The organism is Actinomycetospora chibensis (assembly GCF_028737215.1).
Taxonomy (GTDB): domain Bacteria; phylum Actinomycetota; class Actinomycetes; order Mycobacteriales; family Pseudonocardiaceae; genus Actinomycetospora; species Actinomycetospora chibensis.
Window position 1 is genome coordinate 1 of record NZ_JAQZAM010000037.1, and the last position, 17,966, is coordinate 17,966.

Annotated in this window: 18 protein-coding genes and 2 pseudogenes; 7 read left to right on the top strand and 13 right to left on the bottom strand. The window is 72.3% G+C overall.

Annotation, left to right across the window (positions count from 1 at the left end):
* The 7 genes and pseudogenes from PH189_RS29555 to PH189_RS29580 all read right to left on the bottom strand — a co-directional run.
* A partial coding sequence (locus PH189_RS29555) for an IS3 family transposase (protein ID WP_274192448.1) occupies positions 1-670 on the bottom strand: 670 nt, incomplete at its 3' end.
* Positions 667-954 carry a transposase gene (locus PH189_RS29560; RefSeq protein WP_274192449.1) on the bottom strand — a complete coding sequence of 96 codons (288 nt, stop codon included), beginning with the start codon at positions 952-954 and terminating at the stop codon, positions 667-669. The genes PH189_RS29560 and PH189_RS29555, both read right to left, overlap by 4 nt.
* 443 nt (positions 955-1,397) lie before the next feature.
* On the bottom strand, positions 1,398-1,805 hold the full coding sequence (locus PH189_RS30590; protein WP_378014995.1) for a universal stress protein: 408 nt from the start codon (positions 1,803-1,805) through the stop codon (positions 1,398-1,400).
* A gap of 73 nt (positions 1,806-1,878) precedes the next feature.
* Positions 1,879-2,151: pseudogene (locus PH189_RS30595) on the bottom strand (hypothetical protein); the annotation flags it as partial.
* 117 nt (positions 2,152-2,268) lie between these two features.
* The gene (locus tag PH189_RS29570) at positions 2,269-3,168 is read right to left on the bottom strand and encodes a universal stress protein (RefSeq protein WP_274192450.1); all 900 of its coding nucleotides are present in this window, start codon (positions 3,166-3,168) and stop codon (positions 2,269-2,271) included.
* A 492-nt stretch (positions 3,169-3,660) separates the two neighbouring features.
* Positions 3,661-4,566: a universal stress protein gene (locus PH189_RS29575; RefSeq protein ID WP_274192451.1), complete on the bottom strand. Its 906-nt coding sequence runs from the start codon at positions 4,564-4,566 to the stop codon at positions 3,661-3,663.
* A 5-nt stretch (positions 4,567-4,571) separates the two neighbouring features.
* Positions 4,572-5,105, bottom strand: coding sequence for a hypothetical protein (locus PH189_RS29580; RefSeq protein WP_274192452.1), 534 nt, complete (start codon positions 5,103-5,105; stop codon positions 4,572-4,574).
* Positions 5,106-5,228: 123 nt separating this feature from the next.
* Here PH189_RS29580 and PH189_RS29585 point away from each other — a divergent pair, with 123 nt between their 5' ends.
* Positions 5,229-6,776: a PucR family transcriptional regulator gene (locus tag PH189_RS29585; RefSeq protein WP_274192453.1), complete on the top strand. Its 1,548-nt coding sequence runs from the start codon at positions 5,229-5,231 to the stop codon at positions 6,774-6,776.
* Between the two features lie 5 nt (positions 6,777-6,781).
* On the opposite strand, the gene PH189_RS29590 is transcribed toward PH189_RS29585, so the two are convergent.
* A complete protein-coding gene (locus PH189_RS29590; RefSeq protein ID WP_274192454.1) occupies positions 6,782-7,126 on the bottom strand; it encodes a DUF3040 domain-containing protein in 345 nt (114 codons plus the stop codon).
* Between the two features lie 247 nt (positions 7,127-7,373).
* Between PH189_RS29590 and PH189_RS29595 the strand changes: the two genes are divergently transcribed.
* The gene (locus tag PH189_RS29595) at positions 7,374-8,186 is read left to right on the top strand and encodes a universal stress protein (RefSeq protein ID WP_274192455.1); all 813 of its coding nucleotides are present in this window, start codon (positions 7,374-7,376) and stop codon (positions 8,184-8,186) included.
* Between the two features lie 44 nt (positions 8,187-8,230).
* Positions 8,231-8,716: a GreA/GreB family elongation factor gene (locus PH189_RS29600; protein ID WP_274192456.1), complete on the top strand. Its 486-nt coding sequence runs from the start codon at positions 8,231-8,233 to the stop codon at positions 8,714-8,716.
* Positions 8,717-8,734: 18 nt separating this feature from the next.
* Here PH189_RS29600 and ygiD read toward each other — a convergent pair whose 3' ends face one another.
* From ygiD to PH189_RS29620, 4 genes are all read right to left on the bottom strand, one after another.
* Positions 8,735-9,580, bottom strand: a complete 846-nt coding sequence (ygiD, locus tag PH189_RS29605) for a 4,5-DOPA-extradiol-dioxygenase (RefSeq protein WP_274192457.1) — start codon at positions 9,578-9,580, stop codon at positions 8,735-8,737.
* 466 nt (positions 9,581-10,046) lie between these two features.
* Positions 10,047-10,508 (bottom strand): MarR family winged helix-turn-helix transcriptional regulator, encoded by a 462-nt coding sequence (locus PH189_RS29610; protein ID WP_274192458.1) that lies wholly within the window; start codon positions 10,506-10,508, stop codon positions 10,047-10,049.
* 447 nt (positions 10,509-10,955) lie between these two features.
* Positions 10,956-11,333, bottom strand: coding sequence for a DUF488 domain-containing protein (locus PH189_RS29615; RefSeq protein WP_274192459.1), 378 nt, complete (start codon positions 11,331-11,333; stop codon positions 10,956-10,958).
* Between the two features lie 437 nt (positions 11,334-11,770).
* Positions 11,771-12,367 carry a DUF2249 domain-containing protein gene (locus tag PH189_RS29620; protein WP_274192460.1) on the bottom strand — a complete coding sequence of 199 codons (597 nt, stop codon included), beginning with the start codon at positions 12,365-12,367 and terminating at the stop codon, positions 11,771-11,773.
* A gap of 59 nt (positions 12,368-12,426) precedes the next feature.
* Here PH189_RS29620 and fdxA point away from each other — a divergent pair, with 59 nt between their 5' ends.
* The 3 genes from fdxA (at position 12,427) to PH189_RS29635 (ending at position 13,975) form a co-directional block, all read left to right on the top strand.
* On the top strand, positions 12,427-12,771 hold the full coding sequence (gene fdxA / locus PH189_RS29625; protein WP_274192461.1) for a ferredoxin: 345 nt from the start codon (positions 12,427-12,429) through the stop codon (positions 12,769-12,771).
* A 116-nt stretch (positions 12,772-12,887) separates the two neighbouring features.
* The gene (locus tag PH189_RS29630; RefSeq protein WP_274192462.1) at positions 12,888-13,553 is read left to right on the top strand and encodes a helix-turn-helix transcriptional regulator; all 666 of its coding nucleotides are present in this window, start codon (positions 12,888-12,890) and stop codon (positions 13,551-13,553) included.
* On the top strand, positions 13,550-13,975 hold the full coding sequence (locus PH189_RS29635) for a hypothetical protein (protein ID WP_274192463.1): 426 nt from the start codon (positions 13,550-13,552) through the stop codon (positions 13,973-13,975). The genes PH189_RS29630 and PH189_RS29635 overlap by 4 nt, the downstream gene beginning before the upstream one ends.
* Before the next feature lie 919 nt (positions 13,976-14,894).
* On the opposite strand, the gene PH189_RS29640 is transcribed toward PH189_RS29635, so the two are convergent.
* Positions 14,895-16,154: an NAD(P)/FAD-dependent oxidoreductase gene (locus tag PH189_RS29640; RefSeq protein ID WP_274192464.1), complete on the bottom strand. Its 1,260-nt coding sequence runs from the start codon at positions 16,152-16,154 to the stop codon at positions 14,895-14,897.
* A 190-nt stretch (positions 16,155-16,344) separates the two neighbouring features.
* Between PH189_RS29640 and PH189_RS29645 the strand changes: the two are divergent.
* A pseudogene (locus PH189_RS29645) lies at positions 16,345-17,864 on the top strand (PucR family transcriptional regulator).
* Positions 17,865-17,966 lie beyond the last annotated feature (102 nt).

Genomic DNA, 17,966 nt, shown 5'->3' on the forward strand with positions numbered 1-17,966 from the left:
ACCCATCAACACCTCCATGATCGAGGTGTTGCGACGACCAGTTGAATCCGCCTTGGCTGCCGTGGTCGGAGTGCACCACGGTGTCCGCCCCATCGAGGCTGTGAGCTGCGGGTTTACGTCGCCAACAGGCCATCTCCAACGCATCGACCACGATGTCCGAGCGCAGGAGATCCGCGATCGACCAGCCCACGACGCGGCGGGAATACACGTCGAGAACGACCGCGCAGTACAGCCAGCCTTCGCCCGTGCGGTGCTGGGGATGTCGCAGCACCACAGCTCGTTCGGGGCCTCGGCGTGGAAGCGCCGCTCGACCAAGTCGGCGTGGGGTTCGGCAGCCGGGTCCCGGCGGGTGACCCCCGCCGCGGCGCCGGCGGTGCACCCCGACGATGCCGTGGGTGCGCATGAGCCGCTCCACGCGCTTGCGGCTCACGACCAGCTGCGGTGCTCCCAGCCGCAGCTCGGCGTGCACTCGCGGGGAGCCGTAGGTGCCGCGGGAGTCGTCATGGATGGCGCGGATGACTTCGACGAGTTCGAGGTTCGCCCGCTCCCGTGGGCTGCTGGGGCGGTCGCGCCAGTCGTAGAAGCCGCTGGTGGACACCTTCAGCACCCGGCAGGCCGTCGCGACGGGAACGCCGTCGGCGGCAAGCTCACGGACTACCGGGTAGATCATTTTGTGAGGATGTTCTCCCGCGCGAAGTAGGCCGCGGCCCGCTTGAGGATCTCGTTCTCCATCTCGAGGCGGCGCTTGGCGCGGCGCAACTGAGCCAGCTCCCCGCGCTCGTCGCTGCTGACGCCCTCGATCCGACCGGTGTCGACATCGTCTTGCGCGGCCCAGCGCCGCAGACACGACTCGGAGATCCCTAGCTCGGCCGCGATCTGCGAGACCGGTCTGGCCCGCTCCCGGAACAGCTCAACAGCCCGACGCCGGAACTTCGGCGGGAAAGGTGCAGGCACGGACAGATCCTCCCCGGCAGCCGGAGCCGCCTCAAGGTCGGTGTCCGCGAGACCGAGGGAAGGTCAGCACCGCCACCAGCGACGGTGACCCGCGCCAACTTGCGAGCGGAGGCGCCGACCTCCATACGGTCTAGGCGGCGGCCAGCGGGGCTGCGACGAGGCCCGTTCCTCGCGCTCATCCGGCGGGTCCAGGAGACGTTGGGGGTCCCGGGTGCGCCCCTCGAGCTCGCCTTCCCATTCGGCGGTGCGGCCGACGTGCTCGTCGACCTGGCGCGCCCCGCCGCGCTGCTCGTCGTCGGGCACTGCGGCCACGGCTGTGTGGGGCAGCATGATCGAGTCAGTGGCCCTCCGCCGTGTCCTCCAAGCGCCCTGCCCGGTCGCCGTGGTGCCCGGGGTCGACGGCGCGGAGCGTCACCCCGGCACCGTCCTGATCACTTCGGCATCTACCGCTCACCGCTCGTGGTGAGCGCCGGGCCCAGCACGAGGACAGGGCAGGGTGCGGCGAGGAGCAGGGAGAGCGTCGTAGAACCGATGCCCACGAGGTCCCCTGCAGTGTGGCCTCGGTGCCCGACGACCACGAGGGCGGCGCCGGCGGACCGTTCCAGCAGCAGCCGCGCGGGCCGGTCCTCGGCGACCACGACCTCCACCGGCACACCGAAGGACCTTGTCCTTCGGCGTGGCGATGAGCGCCTCGACCGGTGAGGTCTCGATCTCGTCCTGCTCCCGACGCGCGATCCCCTCGGCCCCGTACCCGACCTCACCGACGGCCCGGACCACCTCGACGGGCTCGCCGAGCTCCTCCGCGACGCGCAGGGCCCGGAGCAGCACCTGCAAGGCGCCGGGCGCGTCATCGACCCCGACGACGACCGCACGCGGCGACGTGCCGGCGGGCGAGGACGCGCGGTTCTCGGCGACCACCAGCACCGGGCACGGCGCGATCGCGATGAGCTCCTCCGTGGTGCGGCCCGCCTCGCTGGCCAGACGGCGGTGCCGGTCTCCGAGGACGAGCACCGTCTCCGGCCCGCAGGCCGCGGCCAGCGCGGTCGCCGGATCCTCCTCGGTGCAGGTGCGGCGCACCCCGAGGTCGGGTGCGGTGCGCTGCAGGTAGCTCTCGGCGCGCTCGCCGGCATCGTCGTCCCCGGTCGGTTCCGCGAAGTCCGGGTCGTGCGCGTGGACCACCCGCACCGTGTGGTCCCGGCGGCGAGCCTCGGGCCACCGCCCGGTCGAGGACGTGTGTCCGGAGCAGCCCGTCGCCCACCCCGACGACCACCGCCGGGGCGCGCCGCGGCACCCGCGCGCCCATCGAGGTCACGGTCACGAGGCCTCCCCGGCCTCGGAGCGCTCGGCGTGCTGCGACTGCTCGGGGTGCGCCCAGGACACCGCCGCCTGCGGGGACAGGACCGCCACCGGGCAGGAGGCGGCGTGGACGACGCGCTGGCTCGTGGAACCCAGCAGCACGCCGCTGACTGCCCCGCGGCCACGCGAGCCCACCACGAGCAGGGCCGCGCCGTCGCGGGCCTCGGCGAGGAGCTTCTCGGCGACCTGGCCCCGGCGCACCACCTCGCGGAGGGGCACGTCGGGGTGGGCGCCAGCGGTGCCCGCCACGCCCTCGGCCAGGTGGCGACGGACGTCCTCGTCGGTCTCCCCGCCCGACCGCGCGGCGACCGTCACGGCGGTGAGCGACGAGCCGGTCCGCTGGGCAACGTCGGCGCCGAACGCGACCGCGCCCTCCGCCTCGGTGGAGCCGTCAACGCCGACGATCACAGCCGCCTCGTCGACGCCCGGCTCCCAGCGCGCCGGGACCACCACGACGGGGCAGGCGGCGTGGCCCATTGCGCGGGCGACGGTGCGGCCGACACCGGCGTCGGCGACGCCACCGGACGGGCGGGCCCCGAGGACGAGCAGGCGCGCCTGCGCGGCCGTCGCGACGAGGGCCGGTCCGACCACGCCGTCGACCACCGCCAGGCGCACCGGGAGGTCGGGCGCCACCGCGTGCGCGGCGTGCCGGGCCTGCTCGAGCAGCGCGTGAGCGCGCCCGGACGGGCTGCGCATCTCGTCGTGCGACCGCTCCGAAGGAGGCAGCACCTGGACGAGGTCGAGCGGCACCTGACGTCGCGCGGCCTCCCTCGCCGCCCAAGCGACCGCGCCGTGGGTCGCGGGACTGCCGTCGACGCCGACGACGACGCCGGCCGGTGGCTGCGAGTGGTCGACCATGGGGTCCCTCCTCGAACGTGTCGGTGCCACGCTCCCGTCCTTCGTCACGGGCGACAGAGACCGAAGGCATCCCGGGCCGGGACCTCCGGCCGAACAGGACCGCCCGGGCGCCGGCGCCCGCCAACCGGGGCCCTCGTCCCCACCGATGCTGACCAGCGGCACCGTCCCCGCCGCCGACCAGGTCCGGGCGCCGATCCGGACGGCACCGGCGGCCGCCCGCGGCGAAGGTCGCGCGCATCCCGACCGAGGTCGACACGGACCTCACGCCGCGGCGAGCGGCGCCTCGTCGGAGGGAACCCGCCCGGAGGTCCGGGCACGGAGGGCGTCCCGGGCAGAACGTGGGGGCCGGAGTGCCGTCAGGCGGCGATCGAGGGCGTCGAGCGCCCGATGACGAGCATCCGGCGTGAGTGGTGGTCACGGAGCGGCCACCCGGCCGGGAGGTTCCCCACTCCCCCCAGGCGGTGTGGCGGACCTCTGCGCAGACCGATTCCGTCAGTGCGGCGGTGAGGGCACTACCAGGACGGGTCGGTGCGCGTGGTGCAGCACCGCGCGGGCGACGCTGCCGAGCAGCGCTTCGCGGATCATCGACCGCCCGCGGGAGCCGACCACGACGACACCGGCGCCCCGTGCCGCGGCCTTCTCGGCTAGGGCGTCGGCGACGGCGCGCGGGCCGAAGGCGTCGGCTTGCAGGGTGACCGTCCCGGACGGCGATCCGTCCTGCTTGGACCGATCCGACGCGACTGGAGCGGCGCCCGCGCCCCGGACTCCGAGCGAGCGCAGGTCGAGAGGGGACTCCACCCGGGCGATCACGTGGCTCCGCCCGGGGAGCAGTTCGGTGGCGGTGTGCCGGGCCCGCTCCGCACCGTCCGACCCGTCGTGCGCGATGAGCACCGGGCCGAACACCGTGGCCGCGCGTTCCTCGGCCAGCAGCGGGGGCACGACCAGCACCGGCACCGGGCTGCGGTTCACCGTGAGGTCCGAGACGCTCCCGAGCAGCCCCCGGACCCCGCCGAGGCCACGCGACCCTACCACCACGACCGCGGTCCCGTCCTGCGCGGCCAGACGAGCGAGCTCGTGACCCTCGCCGCCGTAGACCCCCCGCACCAGCGGTTCTGCCGTCCAGCCCGCGGCCTGGGCGAGCGCGACCCCGGATGCCGCGACGCCCTTCGCCGCCGCGGCGGCCTCCCTCTCGACCAGCGTGTCGAGGTGCTCAGCGGTCCAGGCGCGGTGCGCGAGCCGGCGGTGCAGGGCGGATCCTCCGTCCGGCGGGCTCCAGAGGTGGGCCACCTGCGCGTGGCGATCAGGCATGAGGTTGGCGGCGAGGGCGATCGCCGTGGCCGCGCCGTGGGACCCGTCGTAGCCGACGAGCAGGGGGCCATCGCGGTCCCCGGCAGGCATGCCCGTCACGATGCCCGCCCCGCGGGCTCCCGCGCCTCCCCGCGCTCACCGCTGGTGGCCGGGTCGGCTGAGTAGGCGGTGTCGCTGGGCGCGGTGACGAAGTCGGCGCTGCTGAGGAGCACGGCCTCGACGAAGCCGGCGAGGGCGATGACCGCCGGCAGGAAGATGCCGGCGACGTTGACGTCCCACACACCGTCGGGGTAGTAGGCACCGCCGGCGAGGAACATCACCGTCGCCACCACCGCGGAGATGCTGGCGGCCCGGCGCAGCGCGACCGGGTGGCGCAGGGTCGCGAGGATCAGCACCCCGAGGCCGGCAACGACCGCGAAGTGGGGCAGCCCCATCCGGAACCCGGCCACCATGACCGTCGCGGTGTCCGCGCCCAGCGCGGCGGCGACGCCGGCACCACCCAGACCCAGCGCGAGCACGCCTTCTACAGCCATGACCGTGCGGGTCCGACGGGTGAACCGTCGCGCCTCCTGGTCGATGTGCTCGGTGGCGATCGCCCGCACGTCGCGTCCTGCCGCCGTCGTCGTCATCTCCGCGCCTCCGTTCCTGAGTAGAACTTTCAACAACCATGATGCGATGGTTCGAGTGCCAAGTGGTTGTATGGTCGTCCAACCTCGCGGCTCGACTTTGTGACCCCTGAACGAGGAAGCGGCATGATCACGCTGGATCGGTTGGTGAACGTCCTGGCCGGCAGCGGGACGCGTCTTGTCGCCGGCGTCCACGCCCGCGAGGCGATGCTGCGGAGCGTGGTCGTGCACGACGCGACGGACCGCCGCCCGACCACCGGCGACGTCTTCCTGGCGGTCGGGGTCGAGGCGTCGGCCGAGGCCGTCCGGCTGGCGGCGCAGGCGCGGGCGCGCGTGGTGCTGGTGCGGGCGCCGGCGCCGCTCGAACCGGCGGTGGCGTCGGCGGCCGCGGACGCGGGGGTCGCCGTGGTGCTGGTCGATCCCGACGTGTCCTGGAGCCACCTGACCGGGTTGGCCTACGGACTGGTCCTCGAGGGCCGGGAGACCGAGTCGGGCCGGGGCCCGACGGACCTGTTCGCGCTCGCGGACACCCTCGCCGCCGCCCTCGGGGGATTCTCGGTGGTGATCGAGGACCAGCTCTCCCGGGTGCTGGCCTACTCCAGCTCCGACGAGGTCGTGGACGCAGTGCGCTCGCAGACCATCCTCGGGCGGCGGATGCCCGACCCGGTGCGGGAGGTGTTCGCCGAGCGCGGGGTGTTCGGGCATCTCGCCGGCTCCGACGAGCCGCTGTTCGTCGAGCCCTCCCCCGACCACGGGTTCGGCGGGCGCATGGTGGTCGCCGTCCGGGCCGGCCGGGAGCTCCTCGGGTCGCTCTGGGTCGAGACCGGCACGCGTTTCGACGACCTGCGCCGGGGCGTCCTCGCCGACGGCGCCCGGACCGCGGCGCTGCACCTGCTGCGCTCGCGGGCCAGCGCCGACCTCGAACGCCAGGTGGAGTCCGACCTGGTGACCCGGCTGCTCGAGGGCACCGGCGACCCCCAAGCCATGATCAGCCAACTCGGCCTGCCCGCCAAGGGACTGCGCGTCGTGGCCCTGCAGGCCCACGCCGAGGACGAGCAGCACGCCGGGGCCCTGCTCACCTTCGACCACGTCACCACGGGCTTCGGGTGGTCCCGCCCCGGGCGCAGCGCGCTGTTCGCGAACACGGTCTACACCCTGCTGCCCGCGCCGGACGACGCCGTCGACCGCGCGCGCCGCTGGGTGGGATCGGTGCGCGCTGGCCTCCCGCCCCACGTCGGCCTCGTGGCCGGCATCGGCGGCGTCGCCGACGCACCGTCCTTGCCGGCCAGCCGCCGCGAGGCCGACGAGTGCCTCGCCCTGCACGCCGCCAGGCCCGAGCTCCCGCCGGTCGCCTACGACGAGTCGTGGGACCGGATCGTGCTGCGCCGGCTGCGTGCGGTCACCGCGGCCGGGCGTGTGCCGGACCGAGGTCCCGTCGTCGATCTCCGACGACACGACCACCACCACGGCACCCACTACGTGCCGACCCTGCGGGCCTGGCTCGCCGCGCACGGCGACATCGCCGGTACCGCCGCCGCCCTCGATGTGCACCCGAACACCGTGCGTTACCGGCTCCGCCGCATGGACTCGATCACCCACCTCGCCACGGATCACCCCGACCAACGCCTCGCCATGATCGTCGCGCTCGCGGCGATGGACGACGACGTCGACTGATCTCGTCAGGCCGGCGCGCGGCCGGAGGCGGTGTCACCCGGGTCCCGACTCGTCGCGGTCCCCGTGGCGGGGTCCGTCCGGGCCGGACGACGCAGCCGTCGGATCAGCCAGACGGACAGCCCGGCCAGCGCCGCGAAGAACATCGCGGGCCCGGCCGCGTCGGCCACGACCATGAGCACGGACATGGCCGTCCAGACCATCACCGCCACCACGTGGAAGCCCATCTCGTGGGCCCGCTGGCGCGCCACTCGCTGCGCGGTGGCGTCGAAGGCCCTGACCCACGAGGGGTCGTCGGCCACCAGCCGGTGTTCGATGTCGAGCAGCGCTGTGCGCTCCTGGTCATTGAGCATCGTTCGACCTCCTCGTACTGGTCACGGCTCGTCTCCGCCGGGCGCCGACGGACGGTGTCGTGACCACCCTGGCGCGGGCCACCGACGTCCGCGCTGTTCCGGACGACAGATCCTCGACGGAGCGTTGTCGGCGGAGGACAACGCCACCCCTCGCCATCCTGACGATGCTCGGCCACGGGGCTAGACCGGCCAGGCAGGGAGGAGGAGCGGGATGGCGGAGAAGAGGCGTTCACCCCGGGGTGGCCCGGTGTCCTCCGAAGGCGTCGTCGTCGGCGTCGACGGAACGCTCGGAGTCCTCGCCGCGGTGAGCTGGGCGGCCGCCGAGGCCGATCGACGGCGGGTGCCCCTGCACCTGGTGGAGGTCCGACCGGCGACCACGGGGATCACCGACGCTCGAGGCGCGCCGACCCTCCGGCGAGCGCGGGCCGTGGCGTCCGCGGTCGCGCCGACGATCGCGATCCACGCCGTGTCCCTCGTCGGAGCGACCGGGCCGACGCTGCGGGCGCGGGCACGGGACGCCGAACTGCTCGTGCTCGGATGCCGCCGCCCCACCGACCCGTCGTCCGAGCCGGACCGCACCACCCGCTTCCTCCTCGCACGCGCCGCCTGTCCGACCGCCTTCGTGCCAGCGAGGTGGGCCGGCTCGTGGGCGTCCACGCCCTCGGCCCGCCCGGTCGTCGTCGGGCTTGCGGGCACCCCGGACGACCGCGTCGTCCACGACCTGGCCGCGCGGACCGCGAGGCACCTCGGGGTCGACCTGATCTCGGTGCGGCCGCGAAGCCGGCGCCCCGACGGCCAGGACGGCGCCCCCGCCGGAGCAGCGGTGGCAGCGCTGCTCGACGTCGGCCGGCGGGCCCAACTGATCGTCGTCGCCGGTCCGACGCCACTCGACCACAACCTCCGGGATGGGCGCCTGGTGGAGCTGGAGGAGCTCCTCCGACGCAGTCCCTGTGCGGTGGCGCTCCCGCCCGGCCCCGGCGCGTACCGCAGTCCTGCCGACCAGTACGCCGGCCGCGCCGCCCCGCGTCCGGCGCGACAGCCGGTCCCGACCCGGCGCTGAGCGTCGTCCCGTCCCGCCCCCACGACTGATCGGTGGAACCCGCGATGTCATCGACCCGAAGCGCCTGGCTGAGCCCGGAGGCCCACGAACAGGCCGTCTCCGAGCTGAACCGGCTGCTCCTGACCCATCGCTCGACCCCGCGCCGTCTCGACGAGGAGGGCCCGGACGGCCTGGCCGTCTACGAGTGGCGGGAACGGCGGATCCGCGACCTCCAGGAGCTCCTCCTGCGCGGCGACACCGCCGGCGCACCCCGCGACGACGGGATCGCCGAGCCGGGCATGGTGCTGACCGTGCGTCTCGACGAGGACCGCGACCCCGAGGTGTTCCTCCTGGCGCACGGGGGGCCGATGGTGAACGCCCCCCTCGACGTCTACTCGCCCGAGTCCCCCCTCGGGCGAACACTCCTGGGGGCTCGGCCGGGCGACGTCCGGCGGTGCACCTTGCCGTCCGGCGCCGAGGTCCGGCTCACGTTGTTGGCGGCCACGCCCCTGGAGCACCACCCCCGGGAGGCGACAGGGGCCCTGAGCTGACCCCTCCCCGGCGTCGCCCTAGATGTTCGTCGCGTCGGGCGGGAGCTCGTCTGGAGGCCGGGGAGCCCCGGCGCCCTCCGGGGTCGTGGGGCAGTCCGCGCCGAGCGTGTAGGCGGTCATCGACAACGACCCGTACGCGTAGCCGTCGACGAGGACGTCGATGTCCGGGTCGGCGCTCGCCCCGGCCAGCCCGGCGAAGTAGAGGGCCGGGATGAAATGGTCGGGAGTGGGCACCGCCCGGTTGAAGTCGGCGTGGGCGTCGAGCACCGCAAACTCCGTGGGGTCGGTGAGCATCCGCTCCCGCGAATCGTCGCTGAACCGCTCTGCCCAGTCGTAGCCGTCGTCGGCGAGGCCCCAGTCCATGGCGCGCAGGTTGTGGACCACGTTGCCACTGCCGACGACGAGGATGCCCCGCCGGCGCAGCGGGGCGAGCTTCGCGCCGAGCTCGAGGTGGTGATGGAGGGGCTTGTTGGCGTTGATGCTGAGCTGCACGACGGGGATGAAGGCGTCGGGGAACGCGTGCACGAGCACCGACCAGGTCCCGTGATCGATCCCCCAGCTGTCGACGTCGGCGCCGACCCACGTGGGATGGACGACCTCGCTGACCTCCTCGGTGAGCTCGGGGAGGCCCGGAGCGGGGTACTGGACGTCGAACAGCTCCTGCGGGAAGCCGTAGAAGTCGTGGATGGTGCGCGGGCGGGGCATCGCCGTGACGGCGGTGGCGTTGATGTACCAGTGCGCGCTGACCACCAGGATCGCGCGCGGACGCGGCACCGTCGCACCCAGCGCCCGCCAGGCCGTGGTGTAGCGGTTGACTTCCAGTGCGTTCATCGGGTTCCCGTGGCCGATGAACGCGGCGGGCATGATCGGATCGCGGTCTTCGCCCGGTGTGGTCACGACCGTCGACCCACGGCAGCGACGGGAGACCGCCGGCCGACCTCGTTGTCGGACTCGAGCGCGGTGAGCGTCATCCCGATCGCCTCTCTCGAAAGCCTTGAGCAGCCGCCCTAGCCCTGACCATCGTCGCCGCCATCATCGTCCTGCTCCGGCTGCATCGGCACCGGCGATTGCTCGGGCCCGGCCTGGCTCTGGGCCAGGCCCACTGAGAACTGACCGAGTGCGCATCATCTGGACAGAACGAGTGGAGCTGGCAGAGCTCCTCCGCAGAGGCCAGGCTGACCGAAAGGTGCAGAGACCGGCAGCGCCCGGCTCGGGCGGACGAGTGAAGCGGGGTCGGGCCGGGTGGCATGGGACACCGCGAGCCTGGTCGCCATGGGGGTCTTCGGCGTGGGAGGTCGACGCTCGCTCGGGCGGACGGCGAGCACGCGTATCAGGTCCCGAGGACAACGTCCGACCCGTCGACCGAGCCCCATCGCGGAGGGGTGAGCGCCTCGGCCATGCGCCGCATCTGGTCGCGGTGCAGCGGACTCAGCACCGCCAGCATCCGCTGTCCGCGGTCAGTGAGCACGACCCGCACGGTGCGGCCGTCGCCGGGGTCGGCCGCGCGCTCCACCAGGCCGTTGCCCACTGCACGATTGACGAGCTCGACGGTGCTGTGGTGACGGAGCTGGAGCTGCTCGGCGAGCTCGCCCACGCTCGCCCACTCGCGGCCCGGGACGCCCTTGATAGCCAGGAGCAGCTGGTAGTGCTGGGGGGTCACGCCGTGCTCGCGCACCGTCTCCTCGCTGAAGCGCAGGTACGACCGAACGGCGAAGCGGAAGCGCGCCAGCGCCTCGAAGTCCTCCTTGGACATCGGACCGGACTCACCGTCGGCCTGCGCCACCACGTCCACCGCCTCCGGTCACCACCTCTTGCCGACGAGAACCTACCGGCTTGTGGGTATATCGCGTTACGATACGGAGTATCCCACGGAGGCCAGTCCCAGGCGTGGCATGCTGGCGGGCCAGTCGCCGCCGGGCTCGCACGACGCCATTCCGACATGGGAATACTCAGCCGACGGACGACGAAGCCCGCCACGCCGAACCCAAAGAGCTCAGATCTGGACCGATGCGCCGTACTCTTACATATCGTATCACGATATTTCTGGCCATGCGTTCCCGGCGAGACGATTCAATGGGTGCGCCGACGAGCCACGGGCGGCACGCATACTCGCAGCGCCGAGGAGCATGTCAGGAGCCGGAGTAGTGACTCATCCACCTCCGTCAGGGCCGACCCACGCGCACTGTGGGGTCGACCAGATGAGCGTTGAACTGCAAGTCCTCGATCGGCGTCGTGCCCATCAGCCGGTGCTGTTCTCGCCCTCGAGCCGCTGTGCCAGGACGGAGGCCTGGCTGATCTCGGGCCGGCGCGTGGCGGTCAGCAACGTCAGCGTTTGCTGGGCCGCGAGCCCGCGCAGGTGTGCGAATGCCGTCGCCCGCCCCGGTTCGTCGAGCTCTACCCGGTAGCGGCGCGCGAACTCGTCGAACCGCGACGGGTCATGTCCGTACCACTTGCGCAGCGCGTTCGAGGGCGCGACGTCCTTGCACCACCAGTCGAGGTCCGCCGACGCCCTGGCCAACCCGCGCGGCCATACGCGATCGACCAGAACCCTGATCTCGCCGTCGAGTGTGCGGTCCTCGTAGACCCGACCCACCCGCACGCCGAACCGTGTCGTCATGTCCAGGTCCTCTCCGTCCAGTGTTCCCTCGCCGTCCGACGTCGTGGTGAGGAGTCAACGTTGCTTCTCGCACGGGCCGGCCCGGTGCCGTGTCCTCCGAGACGCCACGGACCTGAGCAGGCGCCCGCCCTCGTTCTCCCAACTGGCCTCGGCCGCCCCCAGCCGAGCCAGGGCGCAGCGAGTGCCGGGCTCGACGTCGTGACTCTTTCGCGTCGGGTCGCCGCCAGAACGATGACGGTGAAGCACGGGACACCTCCAGCGTCCGGACAGATTCTTCGCGCGGCCGTTCAGCGGCGTCCGTTGACACCCCTCACGGGGAGTCATCCGATGCGCCCCAGCCTGGACCTCGCCGTTCCGTCACCACTTGTCCCGCCGATACAAATAGCTATCCAGTGTTTGTCGAAGGCGACGAATAAATGGATGCGCCTCGACGCTTATCAGCCCGCAGCCGGTGGCGGTTGGAGGACGAGGGCCTTCCGTGCCTGGTGCACGGTGAGGTAGCTCAAACCCTCCGGACCGGCCGCGAAGCCGCGTCGGGAACCGCGCGGGAGCCAGACCAGGATTCCTGCCCGGAGTTCGAGTGGATCGGTCTCGGTGAGCACCCGACCGGCGCCCGCAATGCCCAGGATCAGGACGTCGAGATCCGGACCGACGTGGGGGTCGATGCCGGCCCCCGCACGGAGTCGGATGATGTTGGAGTCGAGGTCGCGACGGCGCATCGGCAGCGACCACACGGGCCCTGCAGTGTCTGGATCGTCCCTGGTCGCGGCCATCGTGTCGCACAGGACGCGGGGCAACGGGGCGGCAGTGACCTTGCTGATCCGGATACGCCAGGACGCGGGCCCGCGATCGAGGTAGTCCCAGGCGTAGCCGCCGGGGTGCTCGGTCTCGAACTCCTCACGCAGGTGGCGCGGGTCGTGGTTGTTCACCAGCACGAAGGACTCGCCGGCGGCGAGGGAGTCGTAGGTCCGGAAGATGGCCGGGTGCTTGTCGGGCTTGCGCAGCGGGCGGACGTCGAGCTCTGGGTCGGACATGGGTTCCTCTCGTCGCTTGCGCCTATTGATACTAGGGCAACTTGTGTAAATTGGGTCTCATGACGTACGTGATCGGCTTGCCGTGTGTCGACGTGCTCGACAGGGCGTGCGTGGACGAGTGCCCCGTGGACTGCATCTACGAGGGCGCGCGCAGCCTGTACATCCATCCCGACGAGTGCGTCGACTGCGGGGCGTGCGAGCCGGTGTGCCCGGTGGAGGCCATCTACTACGAGGACGACCTCCCCGCCGAGTTCGCGGAGTACCTGGTCGACAACGCGCGGTTCTTCACCGAGCCCCTCGCCGGCCGGGATGCGCCGATCGGATCACCCGGCGGCGCGGCCAAGTTGGGTGCCGTCGGGGCCGACACGGTGATGGTGGCAGCCCTGCCGCACCAGCTCGCGTGATCCCGCCGAGCCCGGGGCGGCGTGCGGAAGCTGACGGCCGGTCCCCGACGGGGAGCGGGTGGAGGTCTGTCGACGCCGGCGCCACCGAGCCGCTGAGCGGACGGAGACGGGAGATCGTGACGGCGCTGCGGGTGTCGGGGTCCCCGATGACCATCGCGGAGATCGCGGATCGGCTCGAGGTGCACCCGAACACGGCGCGCTTCCATCTCGAGTCCCTGCTTCGTAGCCGTCACGTCGAGCAGGTCGACGGCACGGTGGTGGGACCGGGCCGACCGCCGCTGGTATTCCGGGCTCGACGCGGCATGGACCCGGCTGGGCCTCGCAGCTACCGACTGTTGGCCGGCATCCTCGCCGGCCAGCTCGGCGCCGAACCCGGTGCCGGGGCCAGGGCCCGCGACGCCGGACGGGCCTGGGGCGCAGAGCTGATAGAGCAGCCGGCCTCGTCGGAGCGGTTCACCGATGTGCATGCGATCGCTCGACTCGTGGACCTGCTCGACGATCTGGGGTTCGCACCTGAGCAGCAGGCCTCGTCCGCCGACGGGCGGGTCGCCTTGCGCCACTGCCCCTTCCTGGAGCTGGTGGAGTCCGGGGCCCAGCTCGTCTGTTCGTTGCACCTGGGGCTGATGCAGGGCGCAATGGACGTCCTCGGTGCGCCAGTGACGGTCGAGCGGCTCGAGCCGTTCGTCGAACCCGACCTGTGCGTGGCGCATCTCGCCACCACCCCCGGCCGGCTGGACGGACCCGAGGACGTCTCCGCCGACACGGGCGCGAGCGAGCAATGAGTCCGCCGCTGGCGGTGGCCACGGCGGTGACGTTCGTGTGGCTCGGGATGGTTCTGGCCATCTCGTTCCTGGAGACGCCGTTGAAGTTCCGCGCGCCCGAGGTCACCCTTCCCGTGGGCCTGGGAATCGGCCGGGTGGTCTTCCGCGCGCTGAACGCCGTGGAAGCTGCCCTCGCCGTGGTGCTGACAATCGCGGGCCTCCTCGGCAGCGCAACCAGCCGCGGCGTGGGCGTGGGCGCGGTCGCCGTCGTGATCCTGGTGGTGCAGGTGGTTGTGGTGCGTCCGGCTCTGGCTCGCCGGTCGGACAGGGTCCTCGCGGGAGAGGACCCGCCTCGGTCGCGCGGGCACTACGCCTACATCGGCCTCGAGGTCGGAAAGGTCATTGCCCTGCTGACCACCGGAATCCTACTACTGAGTTGGTGACGCCGAGTGCCGCCAGGCGAGGTCGGCCAGCGGCATTGCGGGGTCGGGCCAGACGGGCCCGTTCCACGACCTCCCGCGAACGGATCAGCCGTCCAATGTCGTCGGTGAAGTCCCTCATCCCGGCCAGGACCTGACCGTCGGCGAGCCAGAAGGCGACGAACTCGCGGGTGTGACCTCGTCGTCGAGGCCGACGGCGTCGTCGTCGGGATCGGAGTCGTGCCCAACACCGAGGCGCCGATCACCGCCACGCGGGTCGCAGAAGCGAGGAGCGTCCGCAACCGGTCGCTGTCGTCGAGGGTGCGTAGGTAGTGCACCTCCAACGCACGCGCCGGCCCGCTGACGTCGACAGCGTGGTCGAGGGCCATCGCGGCAGCGCAAGCCACGAGCCGTGCCATCGCTTCGTCGAGGGCGACGTCATCAGTCGTCCGGCAGAGCGTGAGGGCGCCTCTGACGAGTTGACCCTGCAGGGGGACCGCCAGCACCGCGCTGTAGTCGAACCCGGCCGCGTGCGCTGCCCATCGTGGCCACTTAACTGCTCGGTACAGGTTCGTGCTGCCGGCGACGGCGGAGGAGAAGGCGGCCTCGAGAGTTGGTCCCTCCCCGAGCGCGACCTGGAGATCGTCGAGCTCCGCGGCTGCGGGGTCCGACGACGCCCGTGCAGCAATCTGTTGGCGGCGATCGAGCAGGAGGGTCGTCGCGCTTCGTGCCCCAGGCACAACGCGGAGCGCACCGCACAGCACGGTGTCGAGGACCGACTGAAGGCCCTCACGTCGTGGAGCGCCCATCAGGGTCTGGGCGATCGACTCCACGCCGACGACCGCATCCGCCAGGCCCTGGCTGTCACCGCGCCGGTTGGTCTCGTCGATACCCATCATGGTCTATCCCCGATCCGTCGTGCTCGGTCTCCTGTTGAGCCCGTCTAACGGAGCGGGTCGAACGGGATCAGTTCGGCGGGTTGCTTCCCGGTCGTGATCTGCTCGGCCAGCAGCCGTCCAGTGACCGGGCCGAGCGTTACGCCCCACATGCCGTGGCCGCCGGCCACGAAGACACCGGGTTGGCGGGTGGCGCCCAGGACGGGCAGCGCATCAGCCGTCACGGGTCGGGAGCCGACCCGGGGGCGGCTGCGCTCGTCCCAGCGCACTCCGGTGAGCAGGGGGCGGGCGGAGTCGACAATGGCGTCGACCCGCTTGACGTCCATCGGGTCGTCGGAGGCCCGGAACTCCATCGTGCCCGCGACCCGCAGTTGACCCCGGTAGGGAGTGCAAGCAACCCGCACGCCGGGCAGGTAGATGGGGCCCGTTACCGGGGCGTCGGTGGGAACGCTGAACGAATAGCCCCTCCCGGCCCGGACCCGGGTCCGCACCCCAGGGGAGCGGACGAGGTCGTCGAGACGAGCGCCGGTGGCGACGACAGCGACGTCCGCGGTGACGGGCGGGCCCTCCTCAGGAAACACCGCGATGCGACCGCGGTCGGCGGTGATGGACGAGACCGTGAACCGCGGGCGGACGGTGGCTCCACGGCTCACCACCGACAGGGCGAGCCCGTCGAGGAGACGCCCCGGATCGACGAAGCGCTGCCCGTCGAGCCGGACCCCGGCGATCGCCCGGTCCGAGAGTTGCGGACGCAGCGTCCGGAGCTCGTCGCGATCGAGGTCGTCGAATGACACGGGCACGCCGAGCCGGCGGACGAGCGCGAGCTCGCGCACCAAGCCGTCGGATGCCCGCTTCGTCCCGAACCCCGCCACCACCGAGGCGTCGTGGGCGGCGACCTCGACGCCCTCGGCGGCCAGGGTGTCGAAGGCGGGCAGGCTCTCGGTCAGCAAGGGAAGGTAGTCCTGCACCGCTTGCCGCCAGTACCGGGTGCGGCAGTGCGCCGCGAAGCGCAGCAGGAAGCCCCACAGGCGGGGATCCGGGCGCACCGGAATGCTCAGCGGAGCCCGTCGATCGGCGAGTCCGTGCAGTCCCTCGGCCAGGACGTGCGGTGAAGTCAGCGGCATCGCCAGGCCCGGTGACAGCCAGCCGGCGTTCCCCCAGGACGCTCCGGCACCGACCTCGTCGCGCTCGACCACCGTGACGTGCACGCCACGGTCCTGCAGGAACCACGCCGTAGAGAGACCGACGATCCCAGCTCCGACGACGACGGCGCTACGCGGCGTCATGTCGCCACCCGGCCCGGCCATGGGCACCTCCTGTGACTCTGCTCGAGCCCCGACGATGGACCCTGCGGCGACACCATTGGTTGTTGCATCGGAACAAAGGCGCCGACGCTTACTGTCGGCCGGGACAGATGCTCCCGACCCCGCATGCCATATCACGGCGGTACGTAAGTTCCCCGGGAGAACGGTTAGCGGATGATCACGCTGGAATCGACTGGTGAACGTCTTGACCAGCAGCGGGACGCGGCTGGTGTGCTGCCCTCGTTCCCGTGAGGCGATGCTGCGCAGTCTCCTCCTGCACGACCCCACCGATCGACGCACGGCCACGGGGGACGTCTTCCTCGCGGTCGGCGTCGACTCACCGGAGCGGGCGGTGCGTCTAGCCCAGGCGGCGAGGGCGACGGTGGTGCTGCTCCGCGCCCTCGCCGCTGGCACCCGGGGTGTTGTCGGCGGCCGAGGAGACCGGGGTCGCGGTGGGGCTGGCCGACCTCGAGGCGTCATGGAGCCACCTGACGGGGTTGGCGTACGGGCTGGCCTCGAAGGACGGGAGACCGAGTCGGGGCGGGGCCCCACCGACCTGTTCGCTCTCGCGGACACCCTGGCCGCCGCGGTTGCGGGCCCGGTGGTCATCGAGGACCAGCTCTCTCGGGTGCTGGCGTACTCCACCGCCGATGGCGCAGTGGACGCCGTACGTTCCCAGACCATCCTGGGCCGGCGCCTGCCGGACGCGGTGCGCGCGGTGTTCGCCGAGCGCGGCGTGTTCTCTCACCTTGCCGCTTCGGATGTTCCGCTGTTCGTCGCGCCCTCCCCCTCGCGCGGGCTCGGAGGGCGCATCGTGGTCGCGGTTCGCGCCGGCCGCGAGCTGCTCGGATCGTTGTGGGTGGAGTCCGCTGAACCCTGCGACGATCAGCAGCGCCGGGTCCTCGAGGACGGCGCGCGAACCGCGGCGCTACACCTGCTGCGCTCGAGGGCGAGCGCCGATCTGGAGCGTCAGGTCGAATCGGATCTGGTCACGAGGCTGCTGGAAGGCAGTGGCGACGCCCAGGCCATGATCAGTCAGCTCGGTCCCAGTTCGACGGGTTGCGGGTGGTGGCGCTGCAGGCCCATGTCGACGACGAGCAGCACGCGGGGGCCCTCCTGGTCTTCGAGCACGTCACGACCGGCTTCGGCTGGTCCCGCCTGGGCCGCAGTGCACTGTTCGCCACCACCGTGTACACGGTGTTGCCGGCGGGAGACGACGCCGAGGGCGCTCGCCGTTGGGTCGAGACCGTGCGGGCCGCGTTGCCCTCGCACATCGCCCTGGTCGCGGGGATCGGGGCGCCGTCCGTGCCGATGTCGCTTCCCGCCAGTCGTCGCGAGGCCGACGAGAGCCTCGCATTGCACGCCGCCCGGCACGACGCGCCGGCCGCGGTCTACGACGAGTCGTGGGACCGCATCTTGTTGCGTCGCCTACGTTCGATCGCGCGGACGGGCGTATCCCGACGCGGGGTCCCGTCGCCGAACTGCGACGGGATGACGAGCTGCTCGGCACCCGCTACATCGAGACCCTCCGGGCCTGGCTGGGGGCGCACGGCGACGTCGCCGTCACAGCGGCTCAGCTCGACGTGCACCCGAACACCGTGCGCTACCGGTTTGCGGAAGATCAACGGCGCCACCCACCTCGCCGTCGACCAGCCCGAACAGCGGCTCGCAATGATCATCGCGCTCGCCGCGACGGAGCACGACCAGGACTGATCCCCGAGCCGACCTTGTCGGTCTGGCCAGGAGCTTTACTGAAGATTGTCGCTTTTCGACAACCGGGGTTGCCGGGGACGGCCGCAGCCTGAATTTGCGTAG